Genomic DNA, 18231 nt, shown 5'->3' on the forward strand with positions numbered 1-18231 from the left:
GGAGAGAAGTGCATGACGCAAGTCACGGTGAAACAACTGGCCGATGAGGTCAAAACACCGGTAGAGCGCCTGTTGCAGCAGATGCGTGAGGCAGGTCTGCCGCACACCGCCGCCGATGAAGGTGTGAGCGATAGTGAGAAGCAGTCTTTGCTGACTCACTTGAAGAGCAGCCACAAGGCGAAAGTGGAAGAACCGCGCAAGATTACATTGCAGCGCAAAACCACCAGCACCCTGCGTGTTGCTGGCAGCAAAAGCATCAGCGTTGAAGTACGCAAGAAGAAAGTCTTCGTACAGCGCAGCCCGGAAGAAATCGAAGCCGAGCGCAAACGCGAACTGGAAGAACGTCGCGCAGTAGAAAATGCTGCACGCCAGAAGGCTGAAGAAGAAGCCAAGCGTCGCGCCGAAGAAGAAGCGCGTCGCCAGCCTGCTGCTGCGCAAACCGCTACTGGCAACGCCGCTGCAGCACCTGCTGCAGTTGCCGAACCTGTACGCGAAAGCGCGCCGGTTGTAGCCGCTGCTCCAGCGCCGTCTGCTGACGTTCGCAACAAGCAGAACGAACAGCGCCGTCCGGACAAACCACGCGCCGACGATAACAATCGTCGTGGCAGTGGCGATGGCGAGCGCAAAAACGCTCCGCATCGTGCTTCGGTCAAGGAAAAAGCGCCTGCTCCACGCGTTGCCCCACGTACTACCGACGAAGAAAGCGACAGCTTCCGTCGTGGTGGTCGCGGCAAGGCCAAGCTGAAGAAGCGCAACGCTCACGGTTTCCAGAGCCCTACCGGCCCTGTCGTGCGTGATGTGCAGATCGGCGAGACCATCACTGTTGGCGATCTCGCCAATCAGATGTCGGTCAAGGCTGCTGAAATCATCAAGTTCATGTTCAAACTGGGTACTCCAGCGACCATCAACCAGGTGCTCGATCAGGAAACTGCTCAGCTGGTAGCCGAAGAACTGGGCCACAAAGTGACCCTGGTCAGCGACACCGCCCTGGAAGATTCCCTGGCCGAGTCCTTGAAGTTTGAAGGTGAGACGTTCTCCCGTGCGCCAGTTGTGACCGTAATGGGCCACGTTGACCATGGTAAGACTTCGCTGCTCGACTACATCCGTCGTGCCAAGGTAGCTGCTGGCGAAGCCGGCGGTATCACCCAGCACATCGGTGCGTACCACGTTGAAACCGAGCGCGGCATGGTCACCTTCCTCGACACCCCTGGTCACGCCGCGTTTACCGCAATGCGTGCCCGTGGTGCCAAGGCGACCGACATCGTGATCCTGGTAGTTGCAGCGGACGACGGCGTGATGCCGCAGACCATTGAAGCTGTCCAGCACGCCAAGGCCGCTGGTGTTCCACTGGTTGTTGCAGTGAACAAAATCGACAAGCCGGGCGCTGATCTCGATCGCATCCGCAGCGAACTGTCGGTTCACGGCGTGACTTCCGAAGAGTGGGGCGGTGATACGCCGTTCGTTTCCGTCTCGGCGAAAGTCGGTACTGGCGTAGACGATCTGCTCGAAGCGGTCCTGCTGCAAGCTGAAGTACTCGAACTGAAAGCAACCCCATCGGCCCCAGGTCGCGGTGTTGTGGTTGAGTCGCGTCTCGACAAGGGTCGTGGCCCGGTTGCAACCGTTCTGGTTCAAGACGGTACCCTGCGCCAAGGCGACATGGTCCTGGTCGGTTCGAACTACGGCCGTGTACGTGCCATGCTCGACGAGAACGGTAAGCCAATCAAGGAAGCCGGTCCTTCCATCCCTGTCGAGATCCTCGGCCTGGACGGTACCCCGGACGCTGGCGACGAGATGAGCGTGCTGTCGGACGAGAAGAAAGCCCGTGAAGTGGCTCTGTTCCGTCAAGGCAAGTTCCGCGAAGTCAAGCTGGCTCGTGCTCACGCCGGCAAGCTGGAAAACATCTTCGAGAACATGGGTCAGGCAGAGAAGAAGACGCTTAACATCGTCCTCAAATCCGACGTCCGTGGTTCCCTCGAAGCGTTGAACGGCGCCTTGAACGGCCTGGGTAACGACGAAGTGCAAGTGCGTGTTGTCGGTGGCGGTGTCGGTGGTATCACCGAGTCCGACGCCAACCTGGCACTGGCCTCCAATGCTGTACTGTTCGGCTTCAACGTGCGTGCCGATGCTGGCGCTCGCAAGATCGTCGAGCAGGAAGGTCTGGATATGCGTTACTACAACGTGATCTACGACATCATCGAAGACGTCAAGAAAGCCCTCACCGGTATGCTGGGCAGCGATGTTCGCGAGAACATCCTGGGTACTGCTGAAGTGCGTGACGTGTTCCGTTCGCCGAAGTTTGGCGCGATCGCCGGTTGCATGGTTATCGAAGGTGTTGTTCACCGTAACCGTCCAATCCGTGTACTGCGTGAAGACATCGTTATCTTCGAAGGCGAGCTGGAATCCCTGCGCCGCTTCAAGGATGACGCTTCCGAAGTACGTGCCGGCATGGAATGCGGTATCGGCGTGAAGAGCTACAACGACGTCAAAGTCGGTGACAAGATCGAAGTCTTCGAGAAGGTTCAGGTTGCTCGCAGCCTCTAACTCGCGCACTTCAAGAGCCGTGATGGCCCGCCGCGTTCAACTGCGCGGCGCATCAGTCGGACTCTAAACGCAACGCCCGGTCTGGCTTCTGTCAGGCCGGGCGTTTGCCGCTTTCAGACCACACGGGTTTCACCGTGAGGCAGTAACAGGTAACAAGACATGGCAAAAGAATACAGCCGTACCCAACGTATCGGCGATCAGATGCAGCGTGAGCTGGCACAGCTGATCCGTCGTGAAGTCAAAGACCCGCGCGTCGGCCTGGTCACCATTACCGCTGTTGAAGTCAGCCGTGACGTCGGTCACGCCAAGATTTTCATCACCGTGATGGGCCAGGACAACGCCGAAGACATCGCGCAAAGCATCAAGGTGCTCAACTCCGCCGCCGGTTTCCTGCGCATGCAGTTGGCCCGCGAAATGAAGTTGCGCAGCGTTCCGCAGTTGCACTTCCACTACGACGAAAGCGTCGTGCGTGGCGCGCACCTGTCGGCCCTGATCGAGCGTGCGGTGGCTGAAGACAGTCAGCGCCCGGTAGCCGCTGAACCCGAAGACGCCAAGGAGTAATCGGTGGCTCAGGTCAAACGCATCCGTCGTAACGTCAGTGGCATCATTCTGCTCGACAAACCGCTGGGGTTTACCTCCAACGCCGCGTTGCAGAAGGTTCGCTGGCTGCTGAACGCCGAGAAGGCCGGGCATACCGGCAGTCTCGATCCGCTGGCCACCGGCGTGTTGCCGTTGTGCTTCGGCGAGGCTACAAAGTTCTCGCAGTACCTGCTCGATTCCGACAAAGCCTATGAAACCCTGGCGCAGCTGGGCAAGACCACCACCACGGCCGATGCCGAAGGTGAAGTTTTGCTGGAGCGGCCGGTGACCGTTGGTCGCGCCGATGTCGAAGCGGTGTTGCCCGGTTTTCGTGGGCAAATCAGTCAGATACCGCCGATGTACTCGGCGCTCAAGCGTGATGGCCAGCCGCTGTACAAGCTGGCCCGTGCAGGCGAAGTAGTGGAGCGCGAACCGCGTTCTGTTACTATTGCGCGCTTGGAATTGCTGGTCTTTGAAGGTGATACTGCGCGGCTGGCGGTGGATTGCAGCAAAGGCACCTATATCCGCACCCTGGTGGAGGATATCGGTGAGCAACTCGGTTGTGGCGCTTACGTTGCTGAATTGCGACGTACCCAGGCCGGGCCTTTCACCCTGGCGCAGACGGTCACCCTGGAAGAGCTGGAAGCGGTACATGCCGAAGGCGGCAACGAAGCGGTCGATCGCTTCCTGATGCCATCGGACAGCGGCCTGCTGGATTGGCCACTGTTGCAGTTCTCGGAGCACAGCTCGTTCTACTGGCTTAACGGCCAGCCGGTACGCGCCCCGGATGCACCGAAGTTCGGCATGGTACGGGTACAGGATCACAACGGTCGCTTCATCGGTATCGGTGAAGTGAGCGAAGACGGGCGCATCGCGCCGCGTCGACTGATTCGGTCAGAATGACCGGACGAGGGTGGCTGTCAACAGGCACGGTCACTACTCATTTTTAGATACAGGGATTTGTCCCTGGCCTGTTGAAACTGTTTTTCTGAAACAGTTTCCTGATAAAAGGATTGCCTCATGGCTCTCGACGTTCAAGAAAAAGCTCAAATCGTAGCTGACTACCAGCAAGCTGTTGGTGACACTGGTTCGCCAGAAGTGCAAGTTGCACTGCTGACCCACAACATCAACAAACTGCAAGGTCACTTCAAGGCCAACGGTAAAGATCACCACTCCCGTCGTGGTCTGATCCGCATGGTAAACCAGCGTCGTAAGCTGCTGGACTACCTGAAAGGCAAGGATCTGGGCCGTTACCAGGCTCTGATCGGTCGCCTGGGTCTGCGTCGCTAATAAGCGATTGCGCTAGAGGTTGGTTGTCTGTCGTTCGTCAGCGGGTTTCCCGCTGGCGCATGGCAGGCTCCCAGCCTCAAGTTTTATCTGGACACCTGCTTTACCTGAACGCAGCACCTGGACAATGACAGTCGGGCCGATTCCCGGCGTTGCCCAAGAATTTCGCAAGAAGACAAGTTCCCCAAGAGCCACAAAGAAGGTAGGACACCGTGAACCCGGTAATCAAAAAATTCCAGTTCGGTCAGTCGACCGTTACCCTCGAGACTGGCCGTATCGCCCGTCAGGCCTCCGGCGCAGTATTGGTCACCGTTGACGACGACGTCAGCGTGTTGGTGACTGTGGTCGGCGCCAAGCAAGCCGATCCAGGCAAGGGCTTCTTCCCCCTGTCCGTTCACTACCAGGAAAAGACTTACGCTGCCGGTAAGATCCCTGGCGGTTTCTTCAAGCGCGAAGGCCGTCCTTCCGAGAAAGAAACCCTGACTTCCCGACTGATCGACCGTCCGATCCGTCCGCTGTTCCCAGAAGGCTTCATGAACGAAGTGCAGGTTGTCTGCACCGTCGTGTCCACCAGCAAGAAGACCGATCCGGACATCGCTGCGATGATCGGTACCTCGGCTGCACTGGCCATCTCCGGCATTCCTTTCGATGGCCCGATCGGCGCTGCCCGTGTTGCCTTCCACGAAAGCACCGGCTACCTGTTGAACCCGACTTACGAACAACAGAAAGCTTCGAGCCTGGACATGGTCGTTGCCGGTACGTCGGAAGCCGTGTTGATGGTTGAATCGGAAGCCAAAGAGCTGACCGAAGACCAGATGCTGGGCGCGGTACTGTTTGCTCACGACGAGTTCCAGGTGGTGATCAACGCCGTTAAAGAACTGGCCGCTGAAGCTGCCAAGCCAACCTGGACCTGGGCTCCTGCGCCTGAAGCCACCGCTCTGCTGGGCGCTATCCGTGCCGAGTTCGGCGACGCGATCTCCCAGGCTTACACCATCACCATCAAGGCCGACCGTTACGCTCGCCTGGGTGAGCTGAAAGACCAGGTGGTTGCCAAGCTGTCCGGTGAAGAAGGCCAGCCTTCTTCCAGCGAAGTGAAAGCTGCCTTCGGCGAAATCGAATACCGCACCGTTCGCGAAAACATCGTAAACGGCAAGCCACGTATCGACGGCCGCGACACCAAGACCGTACGTCCGTTGAACATCGAAGTCGGTGTTCTGCCAAAGACCCACGGTTCGGCACTGTTCACCCGTGGCGAAACCCAGGCCCTGGTAGTCGCGACGCTGGGCACCGCCCGTGACGCACAGCTGCTGGACACCCTGGAAGGCGAGAAAAAAGACCCGTTCATGCTGCACTACAACTTCCCTCCGTTCTCGGTAGGTGAATGTGGTCGCATGGGTGGCGCCGGTCGTCGCGAAATCGGTCACGGCCGTCTGGCCCGTCGTTCGATTGCAGCCATGCTGCCTGCTGCCGACGTGTTCCCGTACACCATCCGTGTGGTGTCGGAAATCACCGAGTCCAACGGTTCGAGCTCCATGGCTTCGGTCTGCGGCGCTTCCCTGGCCCTGATGGACGCTGGCGTTCCGATGAAGGCACCGGTTGCCGGTATCGCCATGGGTCTGGTTAAAGAAGGCGAGAAGTTCGCCGTCCTGACCGACATCCTGGGTGACGAAGACCACCTGGGCGACATGGACTTTAAAGTAGCGGGTACCGCCAAAGGTGTTACCGCGCTGCAGATGGACATCAAGATCAAGGGCATCACCGAAGAGATCATGGAAATCGCTCTGGGCCAAGCCCTGGAAGCGCGCCTGAACATCCTCGGTCAGATGAACCAGATCATTGGTCAGTCCCGCACCGAACTGTCGGAAAATGCTCCGACCATGATCGCGATGAAAATCGACACCGACAAAATCCGTGATGTCATCGGTAAAGGCGGCGCGACCATTCGTGCGATCTGTGAAGAGACCAAGGCTTCGATCGACATCGAAGACGACGGCTCGATCAAGATCTTCGGCGAAACCAAGGAAGCGGCTGAAGCAGCACGTCAGCGCGTTCTGGGCATCACCGCTGAAGCCGAGATCGGCAAGATCTACGTCGGCAAGGTTGAGCGCATCGTCGACTTCGGCGCATTCGTCAACATCCTGCCTGGCAAGGACGGTCTGGTTCACATCTCGATGCTGAGCGACGCTCGCGTTGAGAAAGTGACCGACATCCTCAAAGAAGGCCAGGAAGTGGAAGTACTGGTACTGGACGTGGACAACCGCGGCCGTATCAAGCTGTCCATCAAAGACGTGGCAGCGGCCAAGGCTTCGGGCGTTTAATCACGCCCAACGCCTGACCGTTCCAACGTTGTAGAAATGCCCCGCAGTGAAAGCTGCGGGGCATTTTTTTTTGCTCTGTACAGAAAGATCAAAAGATCGCAGCCTGCGATCTTTTGCTTTTACGGTAAGCGAAGTTGCCTGACTCCATGGTCAGTGCTAGGTTTAGCCCACCGCCCGTGTAGCTCAGCCGGTAGAGCAGCGCACTCGTAACGCGAAGGTCGCAGGTTCGATTCCTGTCTCGGGCACCAGCGACACTTTGTTTTCAGATGATCCCGAATGGTTCTGAAGGCCAGATAAACCGGGTTTGCACGGTTTTTTGCGTCAGAGAGATCCTTGATGATCCAGATCCATCTTCCATTCCCCAAGATCAGAGAGAACGACATGACCGTTAAAGAATTGACTCAAGAAGCCCGGCACGAAGAAGCGCTGAAGAAATACTTGCTGGAATCCCCCCAGCTCGCTGAAGAGATCAAGGACTTGCCCGCCGATGATCAGAAAGACCAGATCCAGTGGGCGTTCGAGGATGAGGCGGAATCCCAGGGCTTGCAGCCTTGGGAGCTGACGCTCAAGTACACCTCGAGCCCTGAAGAGTTCGAGGCGGCGCGCCTGGTGCTGCACAAGGAGGCGGCCGAGGTATTGGGCGTCGAGTGGGAAGAGTACTGCGAGATGAATAATCTGGTGGTCTGACCCCTGTAGGAGCTGGCTTGCCAGCGAAGGCGTCCTTTCAGTCGATAACGATGTCGACTGATCCACCGCTTTCGCTGCAAGCCAGCTCCTACAGTTATTCATTTCACAGTCGTGTGATCAAAGGCTCAAGCGCATCGACAGATCGACAGCCTTCACATCCTTGGTCATCGCGCCGATCGAAATGTAATCCACCCCGGTCTGCGCAATCGGCAGCAGCGTACTTTCGTTGATCCCGCCGCTGGCCTCCAGCTTCGCCTTGCCGCCGTTCAGGCGCACCGCTTCGCGCATGTCATCCAGGCTCAACTCATCGAGCATGATGATGTCGGCACCGGCCGCCAGCGCTTCTTTGAGCTCATCCAGGCTTTCCACTTCGATCTCCACCGGTTTGCCCGGGGCAATCTTGTGCGCGGCGTTGATGGCCTCGGGAATGCCACCGCAGGCGGCGATATGGTTTTCCTTGATCAGGAAGGCGTCATACAGGCCAATGCGGTGATTATGGCAACCGCCGCAGGTCACGGCGTACTTCTGGGCCAGGCGCAGCCCGGGCAGGGTCTTGCGGGTGTCCAGCAGTTTCACTTGAGTCTGGGCCACGAAATCCGCCAGGTCCTGCGCACGGGTAGCAACCCCCGACAGCAATTGCAGGAAGTTCAACGCGCTGCGTTCGCCGGTCAGCAGCGAGCGTGCCGGGCCCTCGAGGTGGAACAGCACCTGATTGGGTTTCACCCGTTCGCCATCGTTCACTTGCCAATGCACGGCAACCCGCGGGTCCAGTTGCCGGAAAACCGCGTCGACCCATGCGGTGCCGGCGATGACGGCGGCGTCGCGAGTGATGATGGTGGCTTTGGCCAGACGTTCGGCCGGGATCAGCTGTGCGGTGATGTCGCCGCTGCCGATGTCTTCGCGCAACGCACGGCGCACGTTGGCTTCGATTTCGGCGGTCAGATCGGCGAGACGTAGATTCGGCATAACAGACTCCACAAACAAAGTGGTTCGATTATAGGGCCATGGCGGGGAGCAACCCAAGGCATCAGCGTCTTTGCCATCACTCTGGGACCTGCATCCGGTCGATTCGCCGTTCGAGCGGCCCTGGCGTCGGTGATCGGCACCCTGCAACGGCTCAATCGCGGCAAGTGATCGCGCCCTGAGGGTCTATCGCGGCATACTGGGCGCCAACACAGTCGTCGTTGAAGGAATCTGTATGCAGTTGGACCCCGCGAGCGGTTGGTGTCAGGGCGTGAATGTATGCCCATCGCCCAACTTCAATGCGCGCCCCCCGGGCGAAATTTCCCTGCTGGTGATCCACAACATCAGCCTGCCGCCGGCACAGTTCGCCACCGGCAAGGTGCAGGAATTTTTCCAGAATCGTCTGGATGTCACGGAGCATCCCTACTTTGCAGGAATCGCCGACCTGCGCGTGTCGGCGCACTTCCTGATCGAACGTGATGGCACTGTCACTCAGTTTGTCTCGTGTCTCGAGCGCGCCTGGCACGCCGGCGTCTCGAGTTTTGAAGGTCGGGAAACCTGTAACGATTTTTCCGTGGGCATCGAGCTCGAAGGCACGGATGATCTGCCGTTCACCGATGCGCAGTATGAGGCGTTGACGGCCCTGACCCGGCAGCTGCAAAGCACCTTCACAGCCATCACCGCGCAACGCATCTGCGGGCATAGCGACATCGCCCCTGGCCGCAAAACCGATCCGGGGCCAGCGTTCGACTGGGCACGCTATCGCGCCGCTCTGGAAAAAGAGGAACAACAATGAGTTTTCTGGTGTTGCTGTTGGCGGTCTGGATAGAGAAGTTCTCGGCCCTGCGCCATCGGGTCCAGCGTGATGGCGGTTGGGTGCGCGAACTGCACAAGCTTGAGGCCAGTGCACGTCTGGTCAATCGGCCATGGCTGATCCTGCTGGTGCTGGTGTTGTTGCCCGTGGCGCTGCTGGGCTTGCTGTTGCTGGTGCTGGAACCGGTGGCCTACGGTCTGCTGGCGTTGCCCGTGCATTTGCTGGTGGTGATTTACAGCCTGGGCCGCGGTGATCTGCTGGCCGGTCTCGGCCCGTTTCGCGATGCCTGGCGTCGGGAAGACCTGCAGGCCGCCGCCCACGTGGCGCAACGTGACCTGGGAATCTGCGCCGACAGCGCCGACCAGTTGCTGGAGCGGGTCCAGGGGCATCTGTTGTGGGAGGCGTACCAGAGCTTCTTTGCGGTGATTTTCTGGTATTTCCTGCTGGGGCCGGTCGCCGCGCTGAGCTATCGACTGCTGGCGCTGGCCGAAGAACACGGGCAGAACCCGGCCGTGGTCGAGCGCGCGGCACAACTGCGTCACGCGTTCGATTGGGTGCCGGTGCGGTTGCTGGCGGCGAGTTTTGCCTTGGTCGGCAACTTTGTCGCGGTCGGCCGGGTGATGTTGCACGAGCTGCTGAACTGGAACATCAGCGCCGCCCGGTTGATCGAGAAGGTCGGACTGGTGGCGGGTGAAATTCCGGCACCGGTGGTCGGCCCGGATGGCATCAACAGCCTCGACCGGATCTGGGAACTGCTGCTGCGCGCGGCAGTGCTCTGGTATGCGGGTTTTGCGCTGTGGACTGTCCTGCCCTGATGGGTGCATAAAGATTAAAAGATCGTCCGAACGCGGCCCGAACCTTCGGACGATCTTTTGCCGTTAACCTTAAGTTACAAAACCTCCCGCCGATTTAAGTTATACAGAGACCGCGTCGAATAGTGGCAATCTGCTCTCGATCCGTGCCTGAATAAAAATAAGAAATCCAAGGGAGACTACCCGTGAAGAGCTTGCTCTATCCCGCCGTCGCGCTGATGAACCGCCTGAGTTTCGGGATGAAGTTCAGTCTGATCAGCGTACTGTTCCTCGTGCCGATGCTGGTGACCAACTTTTATCTGGTACGCGATTCCTATCGCGAATTCCAGGGCACCCGGGTCGAACTGCAAAGCCTCGACCTGCTGGGCAGCAGCCTGACCTTGCGGCGCGACCTGGAGACCCTGAACAACCTGGTACAGATCAACGTCACCCTCGGTCAATCCGGCAAGGCCAGCAATGTCGAGGGCAAGATCAATGCCTTGGAGCAAAGCGTCCTCGCGCGTATGCAAGGGTTGGCGGCGATGGCGACCGATCCGGAGCAAATCAGCGTATTCGACGCCAAGCGCGATGAAATGATTGCTGCGTTCAAGGCCCAGCAGGCGGAAACCTCGATGCAAAGCAAAAGTGCGCTGATCGGCAAGTTGCTGGGCAATGCGCAAATCTTCAGCCAGATCGTCGCCAGTCAGGCCGGGCTCAGCCGCGACAACCAAAGCGACATGCGACAGCTGAGCGAACTCATCACCCACGTCACCCCCCTCATCACCCAGACCCTGGGCGATGGTCGAGCCATGGGTGCTTACTCCCTGGGGCAGGGTTTTCTCAATTCATCCTCGAGCACCCGTTTCGACGAGCTACTGGCACAGATCGAAAAACTGCACGCCGAATACGGGTTGAAGTTGCAAGATGCGCTGGGTTCAAGCAACGCGGCGCAGCAAACCCTGGCCGGTCAGGCGGAGAGCAGTAAAGCGTCGCTGAAAAAAGCCATCGAGCTGTTCGAGGAGCAGGTGGTGATGGCCGACACCCTCGATGCGCCATGGCAGGCCTTTTACGATCAGGTTACGGGCCTGATGGATCAGACCTATCAACTCAACGAAGCCACCCTGACGTTTCTGGGCACTCAATTGCAGCAGCGGCTGGATCAGAACCGCACTCACATGGTGTTGCAGACTGTGGCGTTGTCGGTGGTGTTCGTGTTGATTTTTTACCTTTACGGCGGCTTCTACGCGTCGACCCGCACCACGCTCAAACACCTGGGCGCGATGATGGACAAGGTGGCGGCCGGCGACATGACGGTGACCTTCAATGCCAACAGTCGCGATGAACTGGGCGAGTTGGGCGAGGTGTTCAACGGCACCGTGAAGAAAATCCATGACTTGATCGAGCGGGTGGGGCAGACCGTCGGCGAGGTCGAGCGCCAGGCCGGGCAGGTCGAAAACGTCTCCACCCAGAGTAGCCAGGCAGTCGCAGGGCAGCGTTCGCAGATCGAGCAGGTCGCCACGGCGATGAACCAGATGTCGGCGACCTCTCTGGAGGTGGCGCGCAGTGCCGCTGCGGCGGTCAGCAGCGCCCACAGCGTCAACGACGAGACCATCAGCGGTCGCGGGCTCGTGGAGTCCCAACAGGGCAGCATCGCGGCACTGGCCAACGAAATCGATCAGTCGGTGCGGGTGATCAATCAACTGGCCAGCGACAGCCAGTCCATCAGTCGCGTCCTGGAAGTGATCAAGAGCATCGCCGAGCAAACCAATTTGCTGGCCCTCAACGCCGCCATCGAAGCCGCCCGGGCCGGTGAGCAGGGCCGGGGTTTTGCGGTGGTGGCGGATGAGGTCCGGACCCTGGCCAAGCGTACTCAGCAATCGACCGAAGAAATCGAGCAGATGATCGCCAGGCTGCACAGCGGTGTCGGCGCTGCGGTGAAGGCCATGGGCGCCAGCCATCAGATGGCCAGCGGCACCGTAGGGCAGTCGGAAAAGGTCCAGCAGGCGCTGGAAAACATTCTCGGTGCCGTCGGCATGATCGTTGACCAGAACCAGCAGATCGCAGCCGCAGTGGAGCAGCAAACCGCCGTGGCTCACGACATCGACCAGAACATCGTCGAGATCAACCGCGCCGGCGAGCGGACCGCCGAAGGTGCGAGCCGGACCGAGGATGCCAGTCGTGCGTTGTCGGCTCAGGTGGTGGAGCTCAAGCAGCTGATCAGCGCGTTCCGGGTGTAGTGCCACACCGCGAGTAAATGTGGGAGCGGGCTTGCTCGCGAAGGCTGACTGATATTCAACATCTATGTCGACTGTCATGCCGCTTTCGCGAGCAAGCCCGCTCCCACAAGGGATTGTGTGCACAACTGAGTTACCAGTTGAACAACTCACAGGCATTGGCGGTGCTCGCAGCCGCCAGTTGCTCGGGGCTGACCGCCATGATCCCCGCCAGCGCCTCGCAGATCGCCGGCAAATGCGCCGGGCTGTTGCGTTGCCCGGGAAACATCGCGGGCGCCATGTCCGGTGAGTCGGTTTCCAGTACCACCGAATCCAGCGGCAGTTCGGCAAGGACCCGGTGCATGCGCAGTGCCTGTGGCCAGGTCGCGGCGCCACCGAGACCGAGTTTGAAACCGAGCTTGATGTACTCGCGGGCCTCTTCCTTGCTGCCAGCGAAAGCGTGGATGATCCCCGCGCGTTGCAACTTGAACCGTTTGAGCGTGGCAATCACCGCCGCGTGGCTGCGCCGGACATGGATCAGCGCGGGCAGATTGAAGTCATTTGCCAGCCCAAGCTGCGCCTCGAACAGCCCCTGCTGACGTTCGCGATCGAGGGTCTCGATGAAGTAATCCAGGCCGATCTCGCCCACTGCACACACCTGTCGATGACCGGCCAACCGCGTCAGCCAGTCGCCGAGTGTTTTCAGGTCTTCAGGGCGATGGTCATCCAGATACACCGGGTGCAAACCGAACGCCGCATGCAGGTCGGGATCGCTTTGCACCAGCGCCCAGACCCGCTGCCAGTTGCCCTGATACACGCCCAGCACCACCATCCGCCGCACCCCCAGGGCGCGGCTTTCGGCCAGCAGCGCCTGGCGGTCCTCGTCGAAGTCCGGGAAATCCAGATGAGTGTGGCTGTCGATCAGCTCCACGATTCAGTCCTGGCGAATGCGCTGCTTGAAGGTCCGCGCGATGGCTTGCACGCCGGGTTGGTAATCGGACTGCTCGATGGCGGCCAGCGCCAGCGCCAGGGCCTTGTCGGCAATCAGTTGATGCTGTTGGGCCATGGCATTGACCGGCAATGGCAGGAAGTCCAGCAACTGCGTGTCGCCAAAGGTGCCGAGGCGCAGCGGGCGGGATTTCAGCGGGAAATCGTGCAAGGCATCGAACACGCCCTGCAGCAGCACATAGGACGTGGTCACCAGCGCATCCGGCAAATGGCCCAGGCGCTGGAGCAATTCGTCCATCAACTGTTTGCCGCACTCGCGGCTGAACGATTCGCCGTGTTCGATCAGGATGTCGCCGTCAAACCCGGCCAACGCCTGTTTGAAACCGGCCGCACGCTCCTGGCTGATGCTCAGTTCCGGGCGGGCGCCGATCAGCGCGATCTGCTTGGGCAACGGCTCAAGCAGACTGCGCGTGAGCTGCAGGCTGGCCTCGCGGTCATCGCTGATCACCGAGCAGAAATGCTCAGGCTCCATCACCCGGTCGATGGCGATGATCGGAATGCCCTTGGCTTGCAACTGACGGTAACTGTCATCACCGGCCGGCAGGCAGCTGGCGACGATCAGTGCATCGCAGCGTCGGGCGCGGAACAGTTGCAGCAACTGCCGTTCGCTGTCCGGCGCATCGTCGGAGCTGGCGATCAACAATTGATAGCCGCGCGCCCGGGCGCCTTGTTCCAGCAGTTTGGCGATCCGCGCGTAACTGGGGTTTTCCAGGTCCGGCAGAATGAAGCCCAGGGTGCGGGTGTGCCGACTGCGCAGTCCGGCGGCCTGGGGGTTGGGCGTGAAGCCATGTTGTTCGACGACCGCGCGCACGCGTTCGACGGTGGCACTGCTGATGCGTTGCTGTTCGGCCTTGCCATTGATGACATAACTGGCGGTGGTAACGGACACACCGGCCAACTGTGCAATATCACTGAGTTTCAACCCGGGATTTCCTTGTTTTTTCGAGCGTGCCGCGACATTTTCGCCAATCCTACCCGATTCAGGCAGGCGACCCTTGTCTCAACGCATCCGACAAGTTGGGCTTCAAGGATGAGACATTATCGAGTAACGTGCCAATCAATCTAGATTAAACGTTTCAGCAAGCGTATTTTCTACGTTTAAGGCGCATTTGTCCGGTTCTGCCGCGAAACTGCCAAATGGCTTCTGAAAAGCTCGTACCCAGCGCCTAAGCTGAACATTCACAACAATACCTGGTGCCCAGGCACCAAAAAGGAGAAAGCATGCTCGAGCTCACCATAGAGCAGATTTCCATGGGCCAATCGGCTGTGGACAAGTCCACGGCGTTGAACCTGCTGGCCCGGCACCTGGTCGCCGATGGTCTGGTGGCCGAGGGGTATCTCGCCGGCTTGCAGGCGCGCGAAGCCCAGGGCTCGACCTTTCTCGGTCAAGGTATTGCCATCCCCCACGGTACTCCGGAAACCCGCGACCAGGTGTTTTCCACCGGGGTGCGGCTGATGCAGTTTCCCGAGGGCGTGGATTGGGGCGACGGTCAGATCGTCTACCTGGCGATCGGTATTGCGGCCAAATCCGACGAACACCTGCGCCTGCTGCAACTGCTGACCCGAGCGCTTGGCGAGACCGACCTGGGCCAGGCCCTGCGCCGCGCCAGTTCCGCCGAAGCCTTGCTGAAACTGCTGCAAGGCGCGCCGCAGGAGCTGGCGCTGGATGCGCAGATGATCGGCCTCGGTGTGTCTGCCGATGATTTCGAAGAGCTGGTCTGGCGCGGTGCGCGTTTATTGCGTCAGGCCGACTGCGTGAGCAACGGTTTCTCCGCGGTGCTGCAGCAGGTCGAAGCGTTGCCGCTGGGCGACGGCCTGTGGTGGTTGCACAGTGAGCAAACGGTCAAGCGTCCGGGCCTGGCCTTCGTCACCCCGGACAAGCCGATGCGTTATCTCGGCCAGCCGTTGAGCGGTCTGTTCTGCCTGGCCAGCCTTGGTGAAGCCCATCAGGCGTTGCTGGAGCGGCTGTGTGCATTGTTGATCGAAGGTCGTGGCCATGAGTTGGGTCGCGCCACCAGCAGCCGCAAGGTCCTCGAAGTACTCGGTGGCGAACTGCCGGCGGACTGGCCGAGCGCGCGCATCGCCCTGGCCAATGCCCACGGACTGCATGCGCGTCCGGCAAAAATCCTCGCGCAACTGGCGAAAAGTTTCGAAGGCGAAATTCGTGTGCGCATCGTCGATGGCCAGGACAGCGCGGTGTCGGTGAAGAGCTTGAGCAAGCTGCTCAGCCTCGGCGCCCGGCGCGGTCAGGTGCTGGAGTTTGTCGCCGAACCGAGCATCGCCGCCGATGCCTTGCCGGCCTTGATGGCCGCCATCGAAGAAGGCCTCGGTGAAGAAGTCGAGCCGCTGCCAGCCGTGAGCCAACAGCGCGAAGTGATCGCCGATGTGGCCGAGGTCATCCTTGCGCCAGCGTCCGGCAGTCTGGTTCAGGCCATCGCCGCCGCACCGGGCATCGCGATTGGCCCGGCGCACATTCAAGTGCTGCAAGCCATTGAATACCCGCTGCGCGGTGAGTCCGCCGCCATCGAGCGCGAGCGTCTCCAGCAGGCGCTGGCGCAGGTGCGTCGCGACATCGAAGGCCTGATCGAGCGCAGCAAATCCAAGGCGATTCGCGAGATCTTCATCACCCACCAGGAAATGCTCGACGACCCGGAATTGACCGATGAAGTCGCCACCCGCCTCAAGCAAGGGGAAAGCGCCGAAGCGGCGTGGATGGCGGTGATTGAAGCGGCTGCCAAACAGCAGGAGTCGTTGCAGGACGCCTTGCTCGCCGAACGTGCCGCCGACTTGCGCGATATCGGTCGGCGGGTGCTGGCGCAACTCTGTGGTGTCGAAACCCCGAGCGAGCCCGAGCAGCCGTACATTCTGGTGATGGATGAAGTCGGCCCGTCGGACGTTGCCCGTCTCGACCCGACTCGCGTCGCCGGCATTCTCACCGCCCGTGGCGGTGCCACCGCTCACAGCGCCATCGTCGCCCGGGCCCTGGGTATTCCAGCGTTGGTGGGCGCGGGTGCGGCGGTATTGCTGCTGGCGCCGGGCACGCCGTTGCTGCTCGATGGCCAACGCGGTCGCCTGCACGTGGACGCCGACGCGGCCACCTTGCAGCGCGCCACCGAAGAACGTGACACCCGCGAGCAACGCCTCAAGGCCGCCGCCGAACAACGCCATCAACCGGCATTGACCACCGACGGCCACGCCGTGGAAGTGTTCGCCAACATCGGCGAAAGCGCCGGCGTCACCAGCGCGGTGGAGCAGGGCGCCGAAGGCATTGGCCTGCTGCGCACCGAACTGATTTTCATGGCCCACTCGCAAGCGCCGGACGAGGCCACCCAGGAAGTCGAATACCGTCGCGTGCTCGATGGCCTGGCCGGTCGGCCGCTGGTGGTGCGCACCCTCGATGTCGGTGGCGACAAACCGCTGCCGTATTGGCCGATCGCCAAAGAGGAAAACCCGTTCCTCGGTGTGCGCGGCATTCGCCTGACCCTGCAACGCCCGCACATCATGGAGGCGCAATTGCGCGCCTTGCTCCGTGCGGCGGATAACCGTCCGCTGCGCATCATGTTTCCCATGGTCGGTAGCGTCGATGAGTGGCGTCAGGCCCGGGACATGACCGAACGCCTGCGCCTGGAAATCCCCGTGGCCGATCTGCAATTGGGGATCATGATCGAAGTGCCGTCGGCGGCTTTGCTGGCGCCGGTGCTGGCCAAGGAAGTCGACTTCTTCAGCGTCGGCACCAACGACCTGACCCAATACACCCTGGCCATCGACCGCGGCCATCCAACCTTGTCGGCCCAGGCTGACGGCTTGCACCCGGCGGTGCTGCAACTGATCGACATCACCGTGCGGGCGGCTCATGCCCATGGCAAGTGGGTCGGCGTGTGCGGCGAGTTGGCGGCCGACCCGCTGGCGGTGCCGGTGCTGGTCGGACTGGGGGTGGATGAGCTCAGCGTGTCGGGCCGCAGCATTGCCGAGGTCAAGGCGCGCATCCGCGAACTCAGCCTGGCCCAGACTCAAACCCTTGCCCAACAGGCCCTGGCCGTGGGCAGCGCAAATGAAGTGCGCGCATTAGTGGAGGCCCTGTAATGGCCAAGATCTTGACCCTGACCCTTAATCCGGCACTGGACCTCACCGTCCAGTTGCCGCGCCTGGACCCCGGACAGGTCAACCGCAGCGACGAGATGCACACCCACGCCGCCGGCAAAGGGGTGAACGTGGCGCAGGTGCTGGCGGACCTTGGGCATCAGCTCACGGTCAGCGGTTTTCTCGGCGAAGATAATCCCCAGGCGTTCGAAGCACTGTTCGCCAAGCGCGGTTTTATCGACGCGTTCATTCGCGTCCCCGGCGAAACGCGCAGCAACATCAAACTGGCGGAAAGCGATGGACGCATTACCGACATCAATGGTCCCGGACCCCTGGTCAGTGAAGCGGCGCAGCAGGCGTTGCTCGATCGCCTGGAGCAACTGGCGCCCGGTCATGATGCGGTCGTCGTTGCCGGCAGTCTGCCCCAAGGCATCAGCCCCGAATGGCTGCAGGCGTTGATTGTGCGGTTGAAAAACCTCGGGCTGAACGTGGCGCTGGACTCCAGCGGTGCAGCCTTGCGTGCCGGGCTCAAGGCCGCGCCGTGGCTGATCAAGCCCAACACCGAAGAGCTGGCCGACGTGCTCGGTTGCGAGGTGGTTTCGGTCACTGCCCAGGCCGAGGCCGCGAGCCGCTTGCACGCTCAAGGCATCGAACACGTGGTGATTTCCCACGGTGCCGAGGGGGTGAACTGGTTCAGTGTCGGTTCGGCCTTGCATGCCGCGCCGCCCAAGGTCAGCGTCGCCAGCACCGTGGGTGCGGGCGATTCGCTACTGGCCGGCATGCTTCACGGTCTGCTCAGCGCCGACACGCCTGAACAGACCCTGCGCACCGCCACGGCGATTGCCGCGATGGCGGTCACCCAGATCGGTTTCGGCATCGGCGACGTCGCGCAATTGGCGCGGCTCGAACAGGGTGTGCGCATACGCCCCCTGACAGAACAATAAGAGGGT

General features: G+C 60.7%; 14 protein-coding genes and 1 tRNA gene. 12 read left to right on the forward strand and 3 right to left on the reverse strand.

The annotated features are described in order from the left end of the window. Positions 1 to 12: 12 nt before the first annotated feature. From infB to BZ163_RS17340, 7 genes are all read left to right on the forward strand, one after another. The gene (infB, locus tag BZ163_RS17310; protein ID WP_128871924.1) at positions 13 to 2541 is read left to right on the forward strand and encodes a translation initiation factor IF-2; all 2529 of its coding nucleotides are present in this window, start codon (positions 13 to 15) and stop codon (positions 2539 to 2541) included. A gap of 159 nt (positions 2542 to 2700) precedes the next feature. After that, positions 2701 to 3102, forward strand: coding sequence for a 30S ribosome-binding factor RbfA (gene rbfA, locus BZ163_RS17315; protein ID WP_045060039.1), 402 nt, complete (start codon positions 2701 to 2703; stop codon positions 3100 to 3102). Between the two features lie 3 nt (positions 3103 to 3105). Beyond that, positions 3106 to 4023, forward strand: a complete 918-nt coding sequence (gene truB, locus BZ163_RS17320; protein ID WP_128871925.1) for a tRNA pseudouridine(55) synthase TruB — start codon at positions 3106 to 3108, stop codon at positions 4021 to 4023. A 117-nt stretch (positions 4024 to 4140) separates the two neighbouring features. After that, positions 4141 to 4410 (forward strand): 30S ribosomal protein S15, encoded by a 270-nt coding sequence (gene rpsO, locus BZ163_RS17325; protein ID WP_003176135.1) that lies wholly within the window; start codon positions 4141 to 4143, stop codon positions 4408 to 4410. 209 nt (positions 4411 to 4619) lie between these two features. Further along, entirely contained in the window at positions 4620 to 6725 is a 2106-nt protein-coding gene (gene pnp / locus BZ163_RS17330) for a polyribonucleotide nucleotidyltransferase (RefSeq protein ID WP_123365224.1), read from the forward strand. Positions 6726 to 6897: 172 nt separating this feature from the next. After that, positions 6898 to 6973 (forward strand) — tRNA-Thr (locus BZ163_RS17335). A gap of 133 nt (positions 6974 to 7106) precedes the next feature. Then, positions 7107 to 7412, forward strand: a complete 306-nt coding sequence (locus tag BZ163_RS17340; protein ID WP_128871926.1) for a DUF6388 family protein — start codon at positions 7107 to 7109, stop codon at positions 7410 to 7412. A gap of 117 nt (positions 7413 to 7529) precedes the next feature. Here BZ163_RS17340 and nadC read toward each other — a convergent pair whose 3' ends face one another. After that, complete coding sequence (gene nadC / locus BZ163_RS17345) at positions 7530 to 8378, reverse strand: carboxylating nicotinate-nucleotide diphosphorylase (RefSeq protein ID WP_128871927.1); 849 nt, start codon at positions 8376 to 8378, stop codon at positions 7530 to 7532. A 232-nt stretch (positions 8379 to 8610) separates the two neighbouring features. Between nadC and ampD the strand changes: the two genes are divergently transcribed. The 3 genes from ampD to BZ163_RS36460 all read left to right on the forward strand — a co-directional run bounded on the left by ampD (position 8611) and on the right by BZ163_RS36460 (position 12217). Continuing rightward, positions 8611 to 9171 (forward strand): 1,6-anhydro-N-acetylmuramyl-L-alanine amidase AmpD, encoded by a 561-nt coding sequence (gene ampD / locus BZ163_RS17350; RefSeq protein WP_128871928.1) that lies wholly within the window; start codon positions 8611 to 8613, stop codon positions 9169 to 9171. Next, a complete protein-coding gene (gene ampE / locus BZ163_RS17355) occupies positions 9168 to 10004 on the forward strand; it encodes a regulatory signaling modulator protein AmpE (protein ID WP_128871929.1) in 837 nt (278 codons plus the stop codon). The genes ampD and ampE overlap by 4 nt, the downstream gene beginning before the upstream one ends. Positions 10005 to 11512: 1508 nt before the next feature. Continuing rightward, positions 11513 to 12217, forward strand: coding sequence for a methyl-accepting chemotaxis protein (locus BZ163_RS36460; protein WP_371916815.1), 705 nt, complete (start codon positions 11513 to 11515; stop codon positions 12215 to 12217). Between the two features lie 130 nt (positions 12218 to 12347). Here the strand turns inward: BZ163_RS36460 and BZ163_RS17365 are convergent, their stop codons facing one another. Together BZ163_RS17365 and cra are read right to left on the reverse strand one after the other, a co-directional pair. Continuing rightward, complete coding sequence (locus BZ163_RS17365; RefSeq protein ID WP_128871931.1) at positions 12348 to 13124, reverse strand: TatD family hydrolase; 777 nt, start codon at positions 13122 to 13124, stop codon at positions 12348 to 12350. Between the two features lie 3 nt (positions 13125 to 13127). Then, positions 13128 to 14123, reverse strand: coding sequence for a catabolite repressor/activator (cra, locus tag BZ163_RS17370; protein WP_128871932.1), 996 nt, complete (start codon positions 14121 to 14123; stop codon positions 13128 to 13130). 299 nt (positions 14124 to 14422) lie between these two features. Between cra and ptsP the strand changes: the two genes are divergently transcribed. Together ptsP and pfkB are read left to right on the forward strand one after the other, a co-directional pair. Then, positions 14423 to 17284, forward strand: a complete 2862-nt coding sequence (gene ptsP, locus BZ163_RS17375; RefSeq protein WP_128871933.1) for a phosphoenolpyruvate--protein phosphotransferase — start codon at positions 14423 to 14425, stop codon at positions 17282 to 17284. Then, positions 17284 to 18225 (forward strand): 1-phosphofructokinase, encoded by a 942-nt coding sequence (pfkB, locus tag BZ163_RS17380; RefSeq protein WP_128871934.1) that lies wholly within the window; start codon positions 17284 to 17286, stop codon positions 18223 to 18225. The genes ptsP and pfkB overlap by 1 nt, the downstream gene beginning before the upstream one ends. Positions 18226 to 18231: the final 6 nt, after the last annotated feature.

The sequence above is a fragment of the Pseudomonas sp. VI4.1 genome (genome assembly GCF_002029345.1).
In the GTDB taxonomy this organism is placed as follows: domain Bacteria; phylum Pseudomonadota; class Gammaproteobacteria; order Pseudomonadales; family Pseudomonadaceae; genus Aquipseudomonas.